The sequence below is a fragment of the Paenalcaligenes sp. GW821-LYS-B07-1 genome (genome assembly GCF_058803365.1).
Genome location: NZ_CM179516.1, coordinates 987,865 through 1,007,376 on the forward strand (window position 1 = coordinate 987,865; position 19,512 = coordinate 1,007,376).

General features: G+C 49.9%; 15 protein-coding genes, 1 tRNA gene and 1 pseudogene. 11 read left to right on the forward strand and 6 right to left on the reverse strand.

Annotation, left to right across the window (positions count from 1 at the left end; genetic code table 11):
- Positions 1-39: 39 nt before the first annotated feature.
- Together phbB and phaR are read left to right on the forward strand one after the other, a co-directional pair.
- On the forward strand, positions 40-777 hold the full coding sequence (gene phbB / locus AC3QL0_RS04580; RefSeq protein ID WP_493010284.1) for an acetoacetyl-CoA reductase: 738 nt from the start codon (positions 40-42) through the stop codon (positions 775-777).
- 32 nt (positions 778-809) lie between these two features.
- Positions 810-1,382: a polyhydroxyalkanoate synthesis repressor PhaR gene (gene phaR / locus AC3QL0_RS04585; RefSeq protein WP_135864680.1), complete on the forward strand. Its 573-nt coding sequence runs from the start codon at positions 810-812 to the stop codon at positions 1,380-1,382.
- A gap of 360 nt (positions 1,383-1,742) precedes the next feature.
- Here the strand turns inward: phaR and AC3QL0_RS04590 are convergent.
- Positions 1,743-1,819 (reverse strand) — tRNA-Met (locus tag AC3QL0_RS04590).
- 65 nt (positions 1,820-1,884) lie between these two features.
- Here AC3QL0_RS04590 and scpB point away from each other — a divergent pair.
- The 8 genes and pseudogenes from scpB to typA form a co-directional block, all read left to right on the forward strand.
- Positions 1,885-2,400, forward strand: a pseudogene (gene scpB, locus AC3QL0_RS04595) (SMC-Scp complex subunit ScpB); the annotation flags it as partial.
- 165 nt (positions 2,401-2,565) lie between these two features.
- Entirely contained in the window at positions 2,566-4,287 is a 1,722-nt protein-coding gene (rluB, locus tag AC3QL0_RS04600; RefSeq protein ID WP_493010285.1) for a 23S rRNA pseudouridine(2605) synthase RluB, read from the forward strand.
- A 225-nt stretch (positions 4,288-4,512) separates the two neighbouring features.
- Positions 4,513-5,004: a ribosome maturation factor RimP gene (rimP, locus tag AC3QL0_RS04605; RefSeq protein WP_493010286.1), complete on the forward strand. Its 492-nt coding sequence runs from the start codon at positions 4,513-4,515 to the stop codon at positions 5,002-5,004.
- Positions 5,001-6,485: a transcription termination factor NusA gene (gene nusA, locus AC3QL0_RS04610; protein ID WP_493010287.1), complete on the forward strand. Its 1,485-nt coding sequence runs from the start codon at positions 5,001-5,003 to the stop codon at positions 6,483-6,485. The genes rimP and nusA overlap by 4 nt, the downstream gene beginning before the upstream one ends.
- A gap of 95 nt (positions 6,486-6,580) precedes the next feature.
- Positions 6,581-9,616, forward strand: a complete 3,036-nt coding sequence (infB, locus tag AC3QL0_RS04615; RefSeq protein ID WP_493010288.1) for a translation initiation factor IF-2 — start codon at positions 6,581-6,583, stop codon at positions 9,614-9,616.
- Between the two features lie 3 nt (positions 9,617-9,619).
- Positions 9,620-10,033: a 30S ribosome-binding factor RbfA gene (rbfA, locus tag AC3QL0_RS04620; protein ID WP_430222334.1), complete on the forward strand. Its 414-nt coding sequence runs from the start codon at positions 9,620-9,622 to the stop codon at positions 10,031-10,033.
- Between the two features lie 35 nt (positions 10,034-10,068).
- On the forward strand, positions 10,069-10,827 hold the full coding sequence (gene truB, locus AC3QL0_RS04625; protein ID WP_493010289.1) for a tRNA pseudouridine(55) synthase TruB: 759 nt from the start codon (positions 10,069-10,071) through the stop codon (positions 10,825-10,827).
- Positions 10,824-12,644 carry a translational GTPase TypA gene (gene typA / locus AC3QL0_RS04630; protein ID WP_493010290.1) on the forward strand — a complete coding sequence of 607 codons (1,821 nt, stop codon included), beginning with the start codon at positions 10,824-10,826 and terminating at the stop codon, positions 12,642-12,644. Before truB ends, typA begins: the two co-directional genes overlap by 4 nt.
- A 216-nt stretch (positions 12,645-12,860) precedes the next feature.
- Here typA and AC3QL0_RS04635 read toward each other — a convergent pair whose 3' ends face one another.
- The 5 genes from AC3QL0_RS04635 to AC3QL0_RS04655 all read right to left on the reverse strand — a co-directional run bounded on the left by AC3QL0_RS04635 (position 12,861) and on the right by AC3QL0_RS04655 (position 16,722).
- Positions 12,861-13,628: an ABC transporter ATP-binding protein gene (locus AC3QL0_RS04635; RefSeq protein WP_493010291.1), complete on the reverse strand. Its 768-nt coding sequence runs from the start codon at positions 13,626-13,628 to the stop codon at positions 12,861-12,863.
- A gap of 2 nt (positions 13,629-13,630) precedes the next feature.
- Positions 13,631-14,344 (reverse strand): histidine ABC transporter permease HisM, encoded by a 714-nt coding sequence (hisM, locus tag AC3QL0_RS04640; protein ID WP_493010292.1) that lies wholly within the window; start codon positions 14,342-14,344, stop codon positions 13,631-13,633.
- Complete coding sequence (locus AC3QL0_RS04645) at positions 14,338-15,033, reverse strand: ABC transporter permease (protein ID WP_493010293.1); 696 nt, start codon at positions 15,031-15,033, stop codon at positions 14,338-14,340. The genes hisM and AC3QL0_RS04645 overlap by 7 nt, the downstream gene beginning before the upstream one ends.
- Positions 15,034-15,097: 64 nt before the next feature.
- The gene (locus AC3QL0_RS04650) at positions 15,098-15,898 is read right to left on the reverse strand and encodes a transporter substrate-binding domain-containing protein (protein WP_493010294.1); all 801 of its coding nucleotides are present in this window, start codon (positions 15,896-15,898) and stop codon (positions 15,098-15,100) included.
- A gap of 143 nt (positions 15,899-16,041) precedes the next feature.
- Positions 16,042-16,722, reverse strand: a complete 681-nt coding sequence (locus tag AC3QL0_RS04655) for an LOG family protein (protein ID WP_493010295.1) — start codon at positions 16,720-16,722, stop codon at positions 16,042-16,044.
- Here AC3QL0_RS04655 and polA point away from each other — a divergent pair.
- Positions 16,721-19,483 (forward strand): DNA polymerase I, encoded by a 2,763-nt coding sequence (gene polA / locus AC3QL0_RS04660; RefSeq protein ID WP_493010296.1) that lies wholly within the window; start codon positions 16,721-16,723, stop codon positions 19,481-19,483. The two genes, AC3QL0_RS04655 and polA, sit on opposite strands and share 2 nt — an antisense overlap.
- Positions 19,484-19,512 lie beyond the last annotated feature (29 nt).

The window sequence follows — 19,512 nt, forward strand, 5'->3', positions numbered from 1 at the left end:
CGTGTTGTTGTATGAGTGAGGACTACAAGGAGAAAGTGTATGTCTGGAAAATTAGCATATGTGACCGGGGGCATGGGTGGTATCGGTACAGCAATATGTCAGCGCTTAGCGCGTGAAGGTTTTAAAGTCGTAGCAGGGTGTGGGCCAAACCGTGATGCGCAAAAATGGTTAGATGAGCAGCGTCAACTAGGGTTTGAGTTTTATGCGTCTGCTGGGAACGTGTCTGACTGGGACTCTACCGTAGAGGCGTTTGAGAAAGTGCGTAGTGAGCATGGCGATGTTGCTGTGTTGGTGAATAATGCCGGCATTACGCGTGATGGTCAGTTCCGTAAAATGAGCCTAGATGACTGGCGTTCTGTGATAGACACCAACCTAAATAGCTTGTTTAACGTCACAAAGCAGGTGTTGGAGCCCATGTTGGCGAACAACTGGGGGCGCATCATTAACATCAGTTCGGTTAATGGGCAGCGTGGTCAGTTTGGCCAAACCAACTACTCTACTGCCAAAGCCGGTATTCATGGTTTTACAATGGCATTAGCACAAGAGGTTGCGAGCAAAGGGGTAACAGTCAATACCGTTTCTCCGGGTTATATTGGTACAGATATGGTGCGAGCCATTCGTCCTGATGTACTGGAGAAAATTGTAGCTACCATTCCAGTGCGTAGGTTGGGTGAGCCTGATGAAATTGCCTCTATCGTGGCGTGGTTAGCCTCTGATGATTCAGGTTTTTCTACCGGTGCTGACTTCTCGGTCAACGGTGGCTTGCATATGGGCTGATGTGCCGTATTTTTAGAATGAAAAGGTAGTCTATGACACAAGATTCTGCAGCAGAAACTGTAAGATTGATTAAAAAATATCCTAATAGGCGTCTTTACGATACGTGCACCAGTTCGTACATCACGTTGGCCGATGTGAAGCAGTTGGTGATGGCAAATGAAAGTTTTGCTGTGGTAGACGCTAAAACCAATGACGATATTACGCGCAGTATTCTGTTGCAGATCATCTTGGAAGAAGAAAGTGCGAACGTGCCTATGTTTTCAGCCGAGGTGCTGTCCAATATCATTCGCTTTTATGGCAGTGCAATGCAAGGTGTGATGGGTAGCTACCTAGAGCAAAACATTCAGGCTTTCATTGAGATTCAAGAGCGTTTGTTGGCGCAATCTAAACATGTGTATGGCAAGCCTGTAGGGCCAGAGGCTTGGGCGCAGTTTATGACGGTGCAAACACCTATGATCCAAAAAATGATGAATTCCTACGCTGAGCAAAGCCAAAAAATGTTCACTCAGGTGCAGGATCAGATGCAGGATCAGGTGTATGGTTTGTTTTCCGCTTTCCCGTTTGCGTCTCCCGCAAAAGAGAAAACACATAAACCTAAAGAGTAAAAGCATCTTGCGTAAAGCGGGATTCTGATGATGTAATGGCAAAACTAGTGGGGCGGCTTCCCCACTAGTTTTGATAGATAGCAGGGCAATCAGGCGCGGAAAGCGTCAGCATGGTGAGCGCAGTTGCAGGCTACGCCATAGCAAGCCCCACACCTTCCTTTCTTTTTCTTATGGCCTATATGGTTTCGCAGCATGATGTTGTGCGAGCTAGGCGTGTACTAACAACATGAAAACGAAAAATGCTTCCGTGTTCATTCGCAGTGTGCAAGAACAGGGGCAGGGGTGCGTGCTGAATTTGTGTGTAAATGGAATCGGCAAAGAAAAAGGGCTGATTTCTAAGAAATCAGCCCTTTCGGTATTTGGTTGCGGGGGCAGGATTTGAACCTACGACCTTCGGGTTATGAGCCCGACGAGCTACCATGCTGCTCCACCCCGCGTCAGAAAAATAATAGTAACCTGACTGTTTCAAAAAATCAAGCCTCATTTGGAAAATAAACTGAATATGACAGATAATGAGATTTTAAAAGTGTTGGAAGCGGCATTATTATGTACAGAAGAGCCGCTGAATCTGTCACAATTACGGCAGTTGTTCGGTGTGCATGAAATTTCCGCCGATCAAATGCGTCACCATCTAGCTATGTTGCAGCTGGATTGGAATGATAGAGGGCTTGAGCTGGTATCCCTATCCAGCGGCTGGCGTTTTCAAAGCCGGCCTGAAATGCAGCCTTATCTGGCGCGCCTTAATCCGGACCGTCCGCCCAAATACTCACGTGCGGTGTTGGAAACACTGGCCATCATTGCGTGGCGCCAGCCTGTTACTCGTGGTGATATCGAAGATATACGTGGTGTGGGTGTTTCTACGCAGATTGTGCGTACGTTGGAAGATCGAGGTTGGATCGAGGTTCTGGGCTATAGAGATGCGCCAGGGCGCCCAGCGTTGCTAGGTACAACGCGACAATTTCTGGATGATTTAGGTTTACGTTCTTTACAGGACTTGCCTTCTTTGGATGAAGAGCAGGTGCAGGATGTGTTTATGCAACAGCTTGTGGAGCTGGATAACACGCAGCAAGGGACGTTGCATGAGCCCGACACTACGGAACATGAAGAAAGCGATGAGAAGTGAAACTTTTTGACACTTATCATCAAAGCATAATGAATGAGAAAAATTGGAGTCTTTTAATCAATGACGGAAAATATTGAACAAGCGCCTGAGCGTAGCGCAGAAGCGGCTGAGTCCTCTTCTACGACATCAGCTTCGCGCGGCAAAGGGCGTAAATTACGCACGCCGTTTCGTCGTCGTCGAGGTGATGCAGCTGAAGCTGGTGCGCGTACCCGTGATGACTCTTCCTCCACCCAAGATGTTAAGGAAGAAACTGCAGAGCAAAAGCCTGTAGCTAAAGGTAGACGTAAGCCAGCTGCTGCCGCTGCGAATGCGGATCAGCCGCGTGCGCCACGCGCACCTCGTGCTCGCAAAACCAGCACGCGCACTCCTAGAGCAGTTGCGGCAGTGCAAGACGCTCAAGAGCCAGTAGTGCAGATGAGCGCAGAAGATGATCAAGAAGCTGATCATGCGCTGTCTTACTTGGACAAAACAGCCAGAATGTCCCAGCGTTTGGGGCGTTATCTGACTAGTGAAGCGATACAACCCAAATTGCATAAAGTGTTGGCTGATGCTGGTGTGGGGTCGCGTCGAGAAATGGAAGAGCTGATTGTGGCGGGCCGCGTTTCGGTAAACGGCGAGCCTGCTCACATCGGTCAACGCGTGGGTCAAGACGATAAAGTTCGTGTGAATGGTCGTTTGATTGCACGTCCTCATGCTAATAAACCTCCGCGTGTGATCCTGTACCACAAGCCTGTGGGCGAAATTGTGACGCACGATGATCCAGAAGGCCGTGAAACTGTTTTTGCGCGTTTGCCTAAGGTGCGTGTAGGTAAGTGGTTATCCATTGGTAGGTTGGACTTGAATACTGAAGGTCTGTTGATCTTCACAACATCCGGTGACTTGGCCAATAAAATGATGCACCCTCGTTATGGTGCTGAGCGCGAATACGCAGTGCGCGTATTGGGTGAGTTGGCTGATGATCAAGCTAAACGTCTGACTACTGGTATTGAACTGGAAGACGGCGAGGCTAAGTTTGGTGAATTGGAATTCATCGGTGGCGAAGGTAGTAACCGTTGGTACCGTGTGACCTTGCATGAGGGCCGTAACCGCGAAGTGCGCCGTATGTTTGAGGCGGCTGGTGTGGTGGTGAGTCGTCTGATCCGTACGCGTTTTGGCGAGGTGGTGTTGCCGCGTAACCTGCGTCGTGGTCGCTGGGAAGAGCTAAATGCAGACATGGTTGCTGCGTTGATGCTGCGCGTAGGGTTGTGGCGTGATACGGGCGAAACGGAAAGCGCAGGCGGTGGTCGTCGTGGTGCTCGTCGTCATAGTCAGCCGTTAAGTCATGACAGTGCATTGCCTCCCGGTTTTGGTACCATGGAGCAAAATGGCACTAACGGTGCGCGTACTAACAGGCGTGGTCGTCTGCGTACCAGCGAAGGTGGTGGCTATGTAGATCCAACGGCTACAACTGGCATGCTGGTGAGCGGTGGTTTGGCTAATGGTCATCCCGAGGCCGGTCGTGGTGGTCGTCGTACGGGTGGTCGCGGTCAGCAGTCGCGCGGTAATGCAGGTTCAGCTACGCGTGATCAGCGAGATCCTCAAGCGGGTCCAGGTAATCGACGTCGCCGCAGTGGTGAGCAACGTGGTGCTGAAGAGCAGCGCCAACAAGCGCCGCGATCAGCTGCTAAGCGGGCTCCGGCGCGAGGTGCTCGCACAGGCGGTCGCTCGGGTGATGATTGGCAGCCACGCTCATCTAATGCGCACGAGTCGCGCTTGGCACGCATAGGAACTAACCGTCGTTAATGCACCACAGGGCCGGGCTACGAAGTAGGTGTAGTCCGGCTTCCGCATGGCTGTAGCGTTATTTCTGGGCTAAGCGCTGGATGTGGCAGGATTTTTTCTCGAATTCTGTTAAAATGTAAAGCTTGGCACGGTATCATCATTATTGTATGTAATGTCAGATACTTACCGGATCTAAGCTTTTAAGGTAGCAGTGGGCTGGCAGTCAGCCCATTTTTTTTGGATTTTATGGCAGATATTTTCGCTTTAACACAGGAAGCCTTGCTAGGCAGCGACATCGAGTTGATCGATGTGGAACGCGCGCCGCTGGGCGTGTTGCGTGTCGTGATTGATCACCCAGAAGGGGTGAGCATTGACCATTGTGAATGGGTGTCCAAACAACTGTCGCGCGTTTTTGAAGTGGAAAACGTCGATTACGGCCGTCTGGAAGTGAGTTCTCCTGGTATAGATCGTCCGCTGCGAACATTGCGCGACTTTGTACGCTTTGCCGGTGCTAGGGTAGAACTGCGCTTTTACGAGGCGGTGGATAACCAGAAAGTGTTTAAGGGTGTGTTGATCAGCCCTGATGACGTCACTGTGGATAATGTGGATGCCGACACCAAATTCGTGTTGGAACTAGAGCAAGCCTCTGGCAATGTCAGAGACCTGACTTTCACATTTGATGAAGTGGATCGTGCCAAATTGGATCCCGTTCTTGATTTCAAGGGTAGAAAGCGATGAGTCGCGAAATTCTTTTGCTAGTTGATGCGCTGGCGCGTGAAAAAGGTGTAGAAGCAGATGTGGTGTTTGGCGCCCTAGAAGGTGCGTTAGCGTCTGCAATGAAAAAACGCTTCGAAGAAGATGCCGACATACGGGTAGCGGTGGATCGCGTAACGGGCGAGCACGAAGGCTTCAGACGTTGGTTGGTCGTGCCTGATGAGGCTGGTCTGCAAGAGCCTGATCGTCAAGAGATGTACAGCGATGCGATGGAAATCGTGCCTGATGTACAAATTGGCGACTACATTGAAGAGGCCTTGGAGCCTATAGAATTTGGACGTATCGGTGCTCAAGCTGCTAAGCAGGCTATTTTGCAGCGTATACGTGATGCAGAGCGCGAACAGGTGTTGAATGACTTCCTGGATCGTGGCGAAAAAATCGTGTCTGGCACAGTCAGACGTATTGATAAGGGCGACGCCATCATTGAGATGGGTAAAATCGAAGCCCGTTTGCCACGCAGCGAAATGATCCCCAAAGAAAATATTCGTATGGGTGACCGTGTACGCGCTTTGGTAAAAACAATTGACCGCACAGCACGTGGTCAGCAGGTGATTTTGTCTCGTACCGCTCCTGAATTCATCAAGGAACTGTTCGAGAATGAAGTGCCTGAAATCGAACAAGGCTTGTTGGAAATTAAAGCAGCTGCTCGTGATGCGGGTGTGCGCGCTAAAATTGCCGTTATTGCCTACGATCAACGCATTGATCCTATCGGTACATGTGTAGGTATGCGTGGTTCGCGAGTCACTGCTGTTCGTAACGAACTGGGCGGTGAGCAGGTTGATATCGTTCTGTGGGCAGAAGATCCAGCAGAATTCGTGATTGGTGCTCTGGCTCCAGCGCATGTGGAATCCATCGTGGTCGATGAAGATAAGCATGCTATGGACGTAGTGGTTGATGAAGAAAACCTGCCTAAAGCTATTGGTGCTCGTGGTCAAAACGTACGTTTGGCTTCCGAACTCACTGGCTGGCAAATCAACATTATGACACCAGAAGAAAGCCAGAATCGTCAGGAAGAAGAACGTCGTGAACTGCAAAACATGTTCATGCAACGTTTGGACGTAGACGAAGGTATTGCTGATGTACTGATCGACGAAGGTTTCAGTGGTCTAGAAGAAGTGGCTTACGTGCCATTGCAAGAACTGCTGGATATCGATGCCTTTGATGAAGACACTGTAAACGAGTTGCGTACACGTGCTCGTAATGCGCTGCTTTCTGAAGCAATTGCTAAAGATGAGCTGGTGCAAACAGTAGAAAAAGACCTGTTAGAAATTGAAGGAATCACTCCTGATATCGTGGCTGCACTGGCTGAAAAGCAAGTCACCACCTTGGATGATTTGGCCGAATTGGCGACAGATGAACTGTCCGAAATGACTGGCCTAAATGCCGAAGACGCGAGCAATTTGATTATGCGTGCACGAGCCCACTGGTTTGATGGTGACGCATGATGACGTTGCAGCAGGTCGGCCTGCTCTAGAGAGGAGAGCCGACTATCAGGGGTTGTTATTAATAGAATAAGTAGTTGTAAGCAAGAGAGAGTCGAATGCCGAGTAACACAGTCGCCCAGTTCGCTCAAGAACTGAAAATGCCTGCAGAATCGTTGTTGGAGCAATTGCGTGCTGCAGGTGTTCAGCTCAGATCGGTGAACGATTCCGTCACCGAAGCAGATAAGGCGAAGCTGCTGGAGTCACTGCGTGGAAACAAAATCACGCTGACTCGTCGCAAAACGTCAGAAATCCGTCAAGCTGATGGCTCTGGGCGTTCTCGCACTATTCAGGTAGAAACCCGGAAGAAACGCGTATTTGTGAAACGGGATCCGGCTGAGCTTCTTGCTGAAGCCGCTAAAGCTGCAACAGAAGACCAAAGCGCTGCTGAGCACGCAGAGGCAGCCCCTGTAAAAGCAGCAGAGAACGCTGCACCGGAAGTAGCAAACAAGCCAACTGTAGCGCCAGAGGCAGCCCCAGAGGTTGTAGCTGAAGTGCCAGTGGCAGCAAAAGAAACTCCTGTGGCAGAGTCCGCTCCAGTACAGGAAACTAAAGTTGAGGCCCAACCAGAGCCAGTTAAAGAGGCACCGGTTGTAGAGACTCAAAAAACCGAACCGACTGCAGAAACAGCAGCCAAGGAAGAGCAGGTACGGCAACCTGTATCGCCAGCTGTCAGTCAGTCTGAAGAGCAAGTGCCTGAAGTTACATCACAGGTAGAGCAAGAAACGCCTGTGAAGGCAGAACAAACTGAAGAGCTGGATAACGTGGCCGTTAAAAACAAGCCTGTCAAAGACACCCCTACAGCGAAAGCTGACAATCAAACTCGTAGCCCAAGACCGCAAGGTGGGGCGAATGCTCCGCGTGGCGGACAGAATCAGTCTGGCGCTAACCGTCATTCGGATCGTCCTCAAGGCGCTGGTCGCCCACAGTCTAGTGGTAATCCTACTGCACGCAGACCAGCCCCTCAGGCAACTGTAGGCGACGGCGATCGTGATCGCGCACGTTCGGCAGCAGAAGCTGAAGCAGCAGCGATCAGTGAAATGCTGAACCGTCCTCGCAAAGTATTGCGTGCGGCAGAAAGCCAAGATGCTGCTCGTAAAGCAGGCAAACCGGCTGCGAAAAAAGATGTTAAGAATGGCGATAGCGCTAAGAAAACTACACCTAAACCAGCAGCCAAAGGCGAAACTGGTTGGGTAGGTGATAGCCGTCGCAAACAACCTTCTAAAGCGGAAGTGGCTTCTGCTTCTACTGAGCGCGAAGCCTGGCACGCGAATACCCGTGGTGGTAGACGTGGTCGTGGCCGTCAAGGTCAAGTAGAACAGCAACCTCAAGTGGTGGAAGCAATTGTTCGCGAAGTGGCTGTGCCTGAAACCATTACGGTTGCAGACTTGGCGCACAAAATGGCTGTGAAAGCAGCTGAAGTGATCAAGCATCTGATGAAGCTGGGTCAAATGGTGACAATCAACCAAGTGTTGGACCAAGAAACAGCCATGATTTTGGTTGAGGAAATGGGCCACAAAGCGATTGCCGCCAAACTGGATGATCCTGAGTCCTTCTTGGAAGATCAGTTCACGGGTGAAATCGAGGAAGGTCCTCGTGCTCCTGTGGTTACTGTAATGGGGCACGTTGACCACGGTAAAACCTCTTTGCTGGATTACATCCGTCGCACTAAAGTGGCATCGGGTGAGGCTGGTGGTATTACTCAGCACATCGGTGCATACAACGTTAAAACTGAACGCGGTAACGTTACTTTCCTGGATACCCCCGGTCACGAAGCCTTTACGGCCATGCGTGCTCGCGGTACCAAGGCAACTGACGTTGTGATCTTGGTGGTTGCTTCTGATGACGGCGTGATGCCTCAAACACGTGAAGCTATTCACCACGCTCGTGCTGCTGGTGTTCCGCTGGTTGTAGCGATTACTAAAGTAGATAAACCTGAAGCCAATCCTGAGCGCGTTAAGCAAGAATTGTTGGTAGAAGAAGTGGTGCCAGAAGAGTACGGTGGCGATGTGCCTTTCGTACCTGTGTCTGCACGCACTGGTGATGGTATCGATGACCTGTTGGAACAAGTGCTGTTGCAAGCAGAGATGCTGGAACTGAAAGCGCCTGTGAATACACCAGCTCAAGGTACTGTGATTGAAGCACGTTTGGATCGTGGTCGTGGTCCTGTGGCTACTGTATTGGTTCAAACCGGTACATTGCATCACGGTGACACCGTGTTGGTAGGTGCGAGCTTCGGTCGTATTCGTGCCATGGTGAACGAAACAGGTAAGTCCTTGAAAGAAGCAGGCCCATCTATGCCTGTTGAAATCCAAGGTCTGACCGAAGTACCTGCTGCTGGCGATCAACTGATTGCAATGCAAGACGAGCGTAAAGCACGTGAAATTGCCTTGTTCCGTCAGGGTAAATTCCGCGATGTAAAACTGGCACGTCAGCAAGCAGCTAAACTGGATTCTCTGTTCGAGAACATCGGCGAAGGTGTACAGACATTGTCTCTGATCATCAAAACCGACGTACAAGGTTCTCAAGAGGCGTTGGTGTCTTCCTTGCTGAAACTGGCAACAGACGAAGTGAAAGTGCAAGTTGTGCACGCCGCTGTGGGTGGTATCTCCGAGAGCGACATCAACTTGGCTATCGCGTCTAACGCAGTAGTTATTGGCTTTAACGTACGTGCTGAACAAAGCGCACGTAAACTGGCTGAATTGAACGGTATTGATATTCGCTACTACAACATCATTTACGATGCGGTAGACGAAGTGAAGGCAGCCCTGTCCGGCATGTTGACACCAGAGAAACGCGAAGAAGTTATCGGTATGGTAGAAATTCGCGAGGTGTACCACATTTCCCGTATCGGGAGTGTGGCTGGTTGTATGGTTACCGAAGGCATCGTCAAGCGCGATTCTCAGGTACGTCTGCTGCGCGACAACGTGGTGCATTGGACGGGCCATCTCGAATCCCTACGACGCTTCAAGGACGATGTCCGCGAAGTACGCCAAGGTTTCGATTGTGGTATCACCTTACGTGGTAATAATGATATTCAAGTGGGCGACCAGCTAGAGATCTTCGAGATCAAGGAAATCGCCCGGTCACTGTAATTCATGGCAAGACACAAAAACAAAGCTGGCGGCGGACGTAATGTCCGCTTAGCCGACCAAATTCAAAAAGATTTGGCTGTGCTGATTCAGCGAGAGATAGATATGTCCCGCGCTGGTCTAATCACGCTGACAGAAGTTGAACTGTCAGCTGATTATGCACACGCTAAAGTATATTTCACAGTTTTCGGCGCTGAGCCGCAGACTGCAACTGAAGTACTGAATGCCAAGGCTGGCTGGCTGCACTCGCAGCTATACCGCTTGCTGCATATCCATACTGTTCCTACTCTGCGTTTCTTCTACGATGATCACGTGGTACGTGGCATGGCCATGTCCAAGCTGATTGACGAAGCAAACCGTTCTTCTTTCAGCACGGCTACTGACGCTGTTCCTGACGATCCTGACGACGACCAGGCCTGAGTCGGCGCGTCGTTTTTTAGCGGAAAATAAATACGATGGCGAGGCGACAACGCGGACGTGTGCTCGATGGTGTGCTGTTGCTGGACAAAGCTGAAGGATTGTCCAGTAACCACGCATTGCAACGCGCCCGACGAGCGATGGATGCTCGTAAAGCAGGTCATACCGGCACTTTAGATCCTTTTGCTACAGGCTTGCTGGTGTGCTGCTTTGGTAAAGCAACTAAAATTTCTGGGCTGTTATTGGATGCTGATAAAGCATACGAAGCAGAACTTACCTTCGGTGCAGAAACTGACTCCGGTGATTTAACTGGTACGGTAGTTGCGACGGCGGAGCTGCCTGATGGCGGTGCAGATGTAGAAGCAGTAAAACAAGTATTGCAAGAATTCTTAGGTGAAATTCAACAGATTCCACCTATGTACTCGGCCTTAAAGCGTGATGGTAAGCCGCTGTATGAGTATGCACGGCAAGGCATAGAACTGGAAAGACCACCCCGTACAGTAACGATTCATAATATTGAGCTGTTATCTTGCGAAGGGAACACTGCACGCATTGCAGTGGAGTGCAGCAAAGGCACGTATATCCGAACTTTGGCACAAGATATTGGTCAACGTTTAGGTTATAGGGCTCACCTGACGGCGTTGCGTCGTACAGCAGTGGGACCCTTTTTATTGGAAAAGGCGGTAACGCTGGACACAATACAGGATTCTGAGGAACCTGAATCCCTTTTAATCGGGCTGGCTGATTTACCCGAAACGCTACGCCCAGCTAACCTTAACCTTAAGGAAACATTATGAGTCGCGCATTGCGCAATGTGGCTATTATTGCTCACGTAGACCACGGGAAAACTACCCTGGTTGATCAGCTTCTAAGACAGTCTGGCACTTTCCGTGCGAATGAACATGTTAGCGATCGCGTTATGGACTCTGGCGATATCGAGAAAGAACGCGGTATCACTATCTTGGCCAAAAACTGCGCGGCAGAGTTTGAGGGTACACATATCAACATTATTGATACCCCCGGACACGCTGACTTCGGTGGTGAGGTAGAGCGTGTACTGTCGATGGTTGACGGAGTGTTGTTGCTGGTGGATTCGGTAGAAGGCCCTATGCCTCAAACCCGTTTCGTAACCCGCAAAGCGTTGGAATTGGGTCTGAAACCTATTGTGGTGGTGAACAAAGTTGACCGTCCAGGTGCTAGACCAGATTTCGCTGTAAACGAAACATTTGATTTGTTTGACAAGTTGGGTGCTACAGAAGAGCAGTTGGATTTCCCAATTGTTTACGCTTCTGGTCTGTCCGGCTATGCCGGTTTGACTGACGATGTGCGTTCCGGCGATCTTCGCCCACTGTTTCAAGCTATCTTGGACCATGTGCCTCAACGTGAAGATGACCCAGATGGTCCATTGCAGTTACAAATCTGTTCATTAGACTACAGCAGCTACGTCGGTAAGATCGGTGTAGGCCGTGTGAACCGTGGTCGTGTGCGTGCTGGTCAAGACGTGATTCTGAAATTTGGTCCTGAAGGCGAGCCAATCAAAGGCCGTATCAACCAAGTTCAAACCTTTAAAGGTGTGAACCGTCAACAAGTGGAAGAAGCTCAAGCGGGTGACATCGTACTGATCAACGGTATTGATGAAATCGGTATTGGCTGCACATTGATGGATCCTGCTAAACCAGAAGCTCTGCCATTGCTGCGCATTGACGAGCCTACGCTGAGCATGAACTTTATCGTGAACTCCTCGCCATTAGCGGGCCGTGAAGGTAAATTCGTGACCAGCCGTCAGATTCGTGACCGCTTGGATTTGGAATTGAAATCCAACGTGGCTTTGCGTGTAAACGAAACCGGTGACGATACTGCATTTGAAGTATGTGGCCGTGGTGAGTTGCACTTGACCATCTTGTTGGAAAACATGCGTCGTGAAGGCTACGAGTTGGCGGTATCCCGTCCACGCGTGCTGATCAAAGAAGAAAACGGCGTGAAGATGGAACCCTACGAGCACCTGACAGTGGACGTTGAAGACGGTCACCAAGGCGGTGTGATGGAAGAGTTGGGTCGCCGTCGTGGTGACTTGCAAGACATGATCCCTGATGGTCGTGGTCGTACACGTTTGGAATACCGTATCCCTGCACGTGGTCTGATCGGCTTCCAAGGCGACTTCATGACACTGACACGTGGTACAGGCTTGATGAGTCACATTTTTGACTCCTACCAGCCTATGCGTGAAGGTTCCGTGGGTGAGCGTCGTAACGGCGTGCTGATCAGCCAAGACGATGGCGAAGCAGTGGCTTACGCTCTGTGGAAACTGCAAGAGCGCGGCAAAATGTTCGTTTCGCCTAACGATCCAGTTTACGAAGGTATGATCATTGGTATTCACAGCCGTGACAATGACCTGATCGTGAATCCAATTCGTGAGAAGAAACTGACTAACGTTCGTGCATCCGGTAAAGATGAGCACATCGATCTGGTTACACCTATCCGTTTGTCTTTGGAATACGCTGTAGACTTTATTGATGACGATGAGCTGGTGGAAGTAACACCTAAATCTATCCGTCTGCGTAAGCGTCACCTGAAAGAGCATGAGCGTCGTAAGTTTGCTCGTGAAGAAGCTTAATCAGGTAAGCGGTATGTAGCTGATAACAGCTAGAAGAAGCCCACAGGTCCTTTTGGATGTGTGGGCTTTTTTGTTGATGGCGTTATGGTGTTTGAAGTGTGTTAGTGGTATTCATCGCCTATACCGAAGCCAGTAGAAATCAGCAGCAGAAATAAAAACACCCTCTCAAGGAGGGTGTTCAGTTTTTAGTGCAGCATAGCAATCTTCAAGCAATAATCACTTCAAATTACCCGTTAAAAATTGCTGTAGCCTTTCACTTTGCGGGGTATCCAGCACCGCAGATGGCGTGCCGCATTCCTCTACTACGCCTTGGTGCAAGAAGACTATGTTATTGCTCACTTGTCGTGCAAAGCCAATCTCATGTGTCACGATCAACATAGTGCGGCCTTCTTCAGCCAACTGTTGCATGACTTTCAGTACTTCACCCACCAACTCAGGATCCAGCGCAGAGGTGGGTTCGTCAAACAGCATAACCTCAGGTTCCATTGCCAATGCACGGGCAATAGCCACACGTTGTTGCTGTCCACCAGATAAGTGGGCAGGGTATTGTGTTTCTATGCTGGTTGGCAGACCTACTTTGTTCAAGTAGTGACGTGCGCGCTCCATGGCTTCTTTCTTGGAGACTTTCAATACATGGGTAGGTGCTTCCATGACGTTTTGCAAAACGTTCATGTGGCCCCATAGATTGAAGTGCTGGAATACCATGGTCAGACGCGTACGCATATCGCGCAGCATTTTTAGATCTGATACACGTACCGTGCCATTGTCTTTGGTGACGGCATGTATGGTTTGGTCATTCAGTTGAACGCTGCCCTGATCTGGAATTTCCAGAAAGTTAATACAGCGCAAGAAAGTACTTTTACCTGAGCCACTGGAACCAATAATGCAGGTAACATCACCTGCGTTTGCATCCAGTGATACACCTTTCAGCACTTGATTCTGCCCGTAGGCTTTATGAATGTTTTTAACTTGCAGTTTTTGCATGATTAAGGCTTCAGGGGTTGCATAGATAACAGTGTACGTTTTTCAACGAGACGGAATATGCCTACCAGTACCACTGTAACGGCAAGGTATAGCAAAGCGGCAAAACCGTAAGAGGCAAAGGTTTCGTAGGTGGCCGAGTTGGCATCCCTAGCGATTTTCAAGATGTCTGGCACGGTGGCCGTGAAGGCCAGCGATGTAGCGTGCAGCATCAAGATGACTTCGTTGCTGTAAGCGGGTAGGGCGCGGCGCAATGCGGATGGCAGGATGATGCGTCGGTACATGGTGGTGCGGGTCATGCCGTAAGCTCTGGCTGCATCGATTTCGCCAGCGGGTGTGGCTCTGATTGCACCGGCAAAGATTTCGGTGGTGTAAGCCACGTTATTTAGCACCAGCGCCAATACCATACAGTTAAAACCGCTTTGGAAGAACGATGCCAAGCTTGGCGTTTCTTTGATGAAATCTAGACCGTACAAGCCGCCGTAGATAAACAGTATCTGTACGTATAGGGGCGTGCCTCTAAATACATAGGAGAACAGCCAAATAGGCTTAGAAACATACCATCGGGCTGAGTTGCGGCCAATGGCGGTAAAAATAGAGAGGATAAACCCAAAAAACAGCGATAGCACGAGCAGCCACAACGTGACGGCTAAGCCGGACCATTGTCCGTGATTGCTATACAGGTAAGCACGCCAAAATTCGTCAATCACCGTTACCATAGCTCTGCCTTTTTAATGCCTACAGAATAACGACGATTCAGAAGGTAAAACACACTGTTCGACAAGGTGGTTAATGCAAGGTAGATTGCACCTGTGATGGAAATGAACAGGAACATCTGGAAGGTCACATTTCCCGCGTTCTGGGCGACTTTTACTAAGTCATTCAGCCCAATAAGCGATACCAAGGCGGTGGCTTTGAGCAGCACCAGCCAGTTATTTTCTAAACCTGGTAGGGCGTGACGCATCATTTGTGGGAACAGGATGCGGCTAAAGACCTGCCAGCGAGACATACCGTAAGCGATACCTGCTTCTAGCTGCCCGTGTGGCACAGCCATGAAGGCTCCTCTGAAGGTTTCGGTAAAGTAAGCGCCGTAGATGAAGCCTAACGTGGCTACACCTGCACTGAAAGGCTCAATATCTATATAGGGTAAAGATAGAGCGTCAGTCAGATCGTTAAGGTAGAGTTGTAGGCTGAAGAAAATCAGCAGTAACAGAACCAGATCAGGAATGCCACGTATGACGGTGGTATAGACTGCTGCGCAAAAACGCAAAAGGCGACTAGGTGCAAATAGCTTGCAACTTGCCGCGCACAGTCCAAGCACGAGTGAAACCGCCAAAGACAGAACGGCTAATTGGATGGTTTCCAGTGTGCCTGCCAGCAACTGGGGACCATAGCCCATCAGGAACATAAAAAAGATCGCGCTAAGTACGAAGCAAGCATTGTTGCCTCGTACGGGTTAAGAAAGAATAGGGTTACGGCTGTGTGCTTGGTAGCTCAACGTTACCGGGTTCAAAGTACTTTGCAGTAATGGCAGCAAGTGTACCATCAGCTTGCATATCAAGGATGGCTTGATCTACAGCATCTTTCAGCTTTTTATTACCTTTACGCACACCAATAGCGATGGGTTCGTTCAGGATAGCGCTATCTTTAACGGTGTCGCCCATCAGGGTGAAGTTTGCACCTTCAGGCTTGGTCAAGAAACCTTGTACGGCATTAGGTGCTTCTTGGAAAGACGCGTCGATACGGCCAGAGGCCAAGTCAATGTAGGCGTTGGTGTAGCTTGGGTAGGCAATGACTTCCACACCGTTTGGAGCCCATTCTTTGCGTGCGTGGGCTTCCATGGTGGTGCCTTGTTGCACACCAACGCGCATACCTTTCAGTGAATCAGCTGTTGGCTCCAGTGTTTTGTCTTTGTTGGCTACCAGACGAGAGGCTACGACGTACAGTGGCGCGCTGAAGTCAATTACTTTGCGGCGTGCATCAGTGGCTGTCATGGTGGAGTGAGCCAAGTCAAATTTGCGAGCTTGTAAACCAGGAATCAAGCTGTCGAAGGATTGATCAATCCAAATGCACTCAGCTTGTAGGCGTTTACAGATCTCGTTACCGATTTCGATGTTGTAGCCAACAATTTCGCCAGAGGGGTTCAGGTATTCAAACGGAGGGTAGCCCGCTTCGGTAGCAATACGGATTTCGGTAAAATCCTGCGCTGCTGCGGTAGCAGTGGCAGTGCTAAAAATAGCCAGGGTTAGAAAGCGCAACAAATTCTTTTTCAAGATGCTCTCCTTGTGGGAATAAGCAGTAATAGTCTATAGGATATAGTAGAAATCATAGCGGTCATGCTATATCTGCCAACACGTATAAACCCTGTGTATTACAAGAAGTTATAGAGCGAGTTGGCAGGGATTGGTGCTGCACTTTAGTGAGGCAGTGTGGGCTCGCAAGTGGGCTCAATGGCAAACTGTGAGCAGCAGGCATTAACCACTTGCATCACTTCATCCAAATCGTCTGTGAGGGTGATCAAATCTAGATCGCTAGGGGAGATCAGCTTGTTGCCCAACAACTGTTCGCGTACCCAGTCAAGTAGGCCGCTCCAGAATGCAGTGCCTACGAGTACAATGGGGGCTGCAGGCAGTTTACGTGTTTGTACCAGCGTAATGACTTCAAACAATTCATCCATGGTGCCAAAACCACCTGGCAACGCAATGTATGCGGAGCTATGCATGAAGAATGTCGCTTTTCTAGATACGAAGTATTCGAATTGCAGACTGTGTGTTTGGTAAGGGTTGTTGCTGGTTTCACGTGGTAGGCGTATGTTAAGACCAACGCTGCGACCGCCTGCTTCATAGGCGCCTTTGTTGGCGGCTTCCATAATACCTGGGCCACCACCAGCGATTAGCATCAGACCGGCCTCAGCTAAGCGCTTGCCAAGCTCGCATGCCATTTCATAATATTTATTGTCGGAAGGGATACGAGCGCTACCGAATACACTGATCCCAAAGCCTACTTCCTGTAGTGTTTCTGCGGCACGTTTGAGTTCTGCTGATATAACGGGAATCTGCTCTGTGGCGGGTAAATGAACATTTTTAGTGTCAGACATGAAACAAACCTTATTATTAGTTGATGGATCCAGCTATCTGTACAGGGCATTCCATGCCATGCCGGATCTGCGTAACGCTCGTGGTGAGCCAACTGGTGCTCTGTACGGCGTCATCGCAATGATGCGTAAAATTTTGCAGGACTATGAGCCAGATTATATGGCCTGCGTGTTTGATGCTAAAGGTAAAACCTTTAGGGATGATCTGTTTAGCGACTATAAAGCGAACCGACCATCCATGCCAACAGATCTGGCGCAGCAAATTGAGCCCATTCACCGCGCCGTGCGCGCACTGGGATGGCCAGTAATTTGCGTGCCGGGCGTAGAGGCAGACGATATCATTGGCACACTCTCGGTGCAAGCATCCGAACAAGGTATTCATAGTGTTATTTCCACAGGCGACAAAGACTTGGCGCAGTTGGTTAACCCACATGTAGAGCTCATTAATACCATGAATAATGAGCGTCAGGATATGCAAGGGGTGATTGATCGCTATGGTGTACGGCCTGAGCAAATCATTGATTATTTGATGTTGATTGGTGACACGGCGGACAATATTCCGGGCGTGCCAAAAGTAGGCCCTAAGACGGCTGCAAAGTGGTTAAACGAATACCAGACACTAGAGTCATTGATTCAACATGCCGGTGACATCAAAGGCGTAGCTGGTCAGAACTTGCGCGACTTTATTCCTATGTTTGAGATGACGCGCAAACTGGTCACCGTGAAACTGGATTGTGATCTGGGTGAGTTACATGCGTCATTGGATCAGTTGCGACCGCTGCCGCTAGATAAAGATACCTTGTTGGATATCTACGAAGATTACGGGTTCAGAACGTGGTTGCGTGAGCTAACAGGTGATGCCACACGTATCCCTGCCCAAGATGGCAGGATAGCGCCACGCAAAGCGGCTGTTGAGGTGCCTGCTGCCGAGCAAGTTGAACTGGTGTTTCCAGAGGCCCCTGCAACCGTGCAATATGAAACGATTACTAGCGAAGCAGCGTTACAGCGCTGGGTAGCAAAAATCGAAAAAGCCGAATTGACGGCCTTGGATACCGAAACTACATCGTTGGATCCTATGCAGGCCAGACTGGTGGGGCTGTCGTTGTCGGTGCAGCCTGGTGAGGCCTGCTATATCCCCGTAGGGCATCAAGGATGCGAGGTAATCGAGCAGCTTACGGCTGATGTGGTGTTGGGCGCGTTAAAGCCCTGGTTAGAGTCGGATAAGCATGCCAAAATTTTGCATCATGCTAAATACGATGCGCATGTTTTTGCTACCGAAGGTGTGCGACTACAAGGTATTGCAGAAGACAGCATGTTGCAGGCCTATGTGCTGGATTCACATTTGCGCGTCAACATGGACGATGTGGCCCAGCGTTGGCTGAATGTACAAACCACACCGTATGAAAGTATTTGTGGCAAAGGTGCCAAGCAAATTGCTTTTGCTGATGTGGCGTTAGATGTAGCTACAGCCTATGCGTGCGAAGATGCTGACATCACACTGCGTTTGCATCAGGTCATGCGTCCATTGATTACAGCGCATGAGGGTTTGGAAGCTACCTATCAGCTAGAACTAGCAACCTCCACAGTGTTGACCACTATTGAAGCCAACGGTGTCGCCATCAATGCTGATGTGTTGCATAAACAAAGCCACGAATTAGGCCAGCGTTTGTTAGAGCTGGAAGCAGAGGCGTACGAATTGGCTGGGCAACCGTTCAACATGAACTCACCTAAACAAGTAGGTGAAATTCTGTTCGAAAAACTAGGCATACCTGTAGTCAAGAAAACAGCCAGTGGTGCACCGTCTACCGATGAGGGTGTGTTGACTGAATTAGCCAATGATTACCCGCTGCCTAAGCTGATGCTTGAGCATCGCGGTATTGCCAAGCTTAAGTCCACGTATACCGATAAGCTTCCCAAAATGGTGAACCCGCGTACGCATCGTGTGCACACCCGTTACGCGCAGGCAGCAGTCGTTACCGGGCGTTTGGCATCCTCTGACCCTAACTTGCAAAATATCCCCGTGCGTACTGCAGAGGGGCGCAAGGTGCGTGACGCGTTTATTTCGTCACTGGGCAAGGTGGTGTCGGCTGACTACTCGCAGATCGAGTTGCGTATCATGGCGCACGTCTCTGGTGATAAAAACCTGCAACAGGTGTTTGTCGACGGTGGTGACGTGCATCGGGCAACGGCAGCCGAAATTTTCAGTGTGACACCCGAAGAAGTTACGCCAGACCAGCGTTATGCAGCCAAAGCCATTAACTTTGGTTTGATTTACGGCATGGGTGAGTTTGGGTTGGCGAACAACTTGGGTATTACCCGAGCAGCCGCTAAAGCCTATATTGATCGTTACTTCAGTCGCTACCCCGGCGTGGCGCAGTACATGGAGCGCATCAAAGAGCAGGCTAAAGAGCAAGGCTATGTGGAAACGGTATTTGGCCGTAGGTTGTCATTTCCTGAGCTGAAAACAGCTAAAGGCCCACGTATGGCGGGTGCGTTGCGTGCAGCTATTAATGCTCCTATGCAGGGTACTGCTGCTGACTTGATCAAGAAAGCGATGGTGGCAGTGCAAAACTGGTTGGATCAAGAGCAACTCAAAACCTTGATGGTGATGCAGGTACACGATGAACTGGTATTTGATGTGCCCTTAGATGAAGTAGAGCGTTTGAAAGCCGCATTGCCTGATTTGATGTGTGGCATAGCTAGCTTAGATGTACCGCTGGTTGCTGAAGTGGGTGAGGGTGATAACTGGGGGCAAGCACACTAATAGTTGTGCGACCATAGTTAAGACGTAGC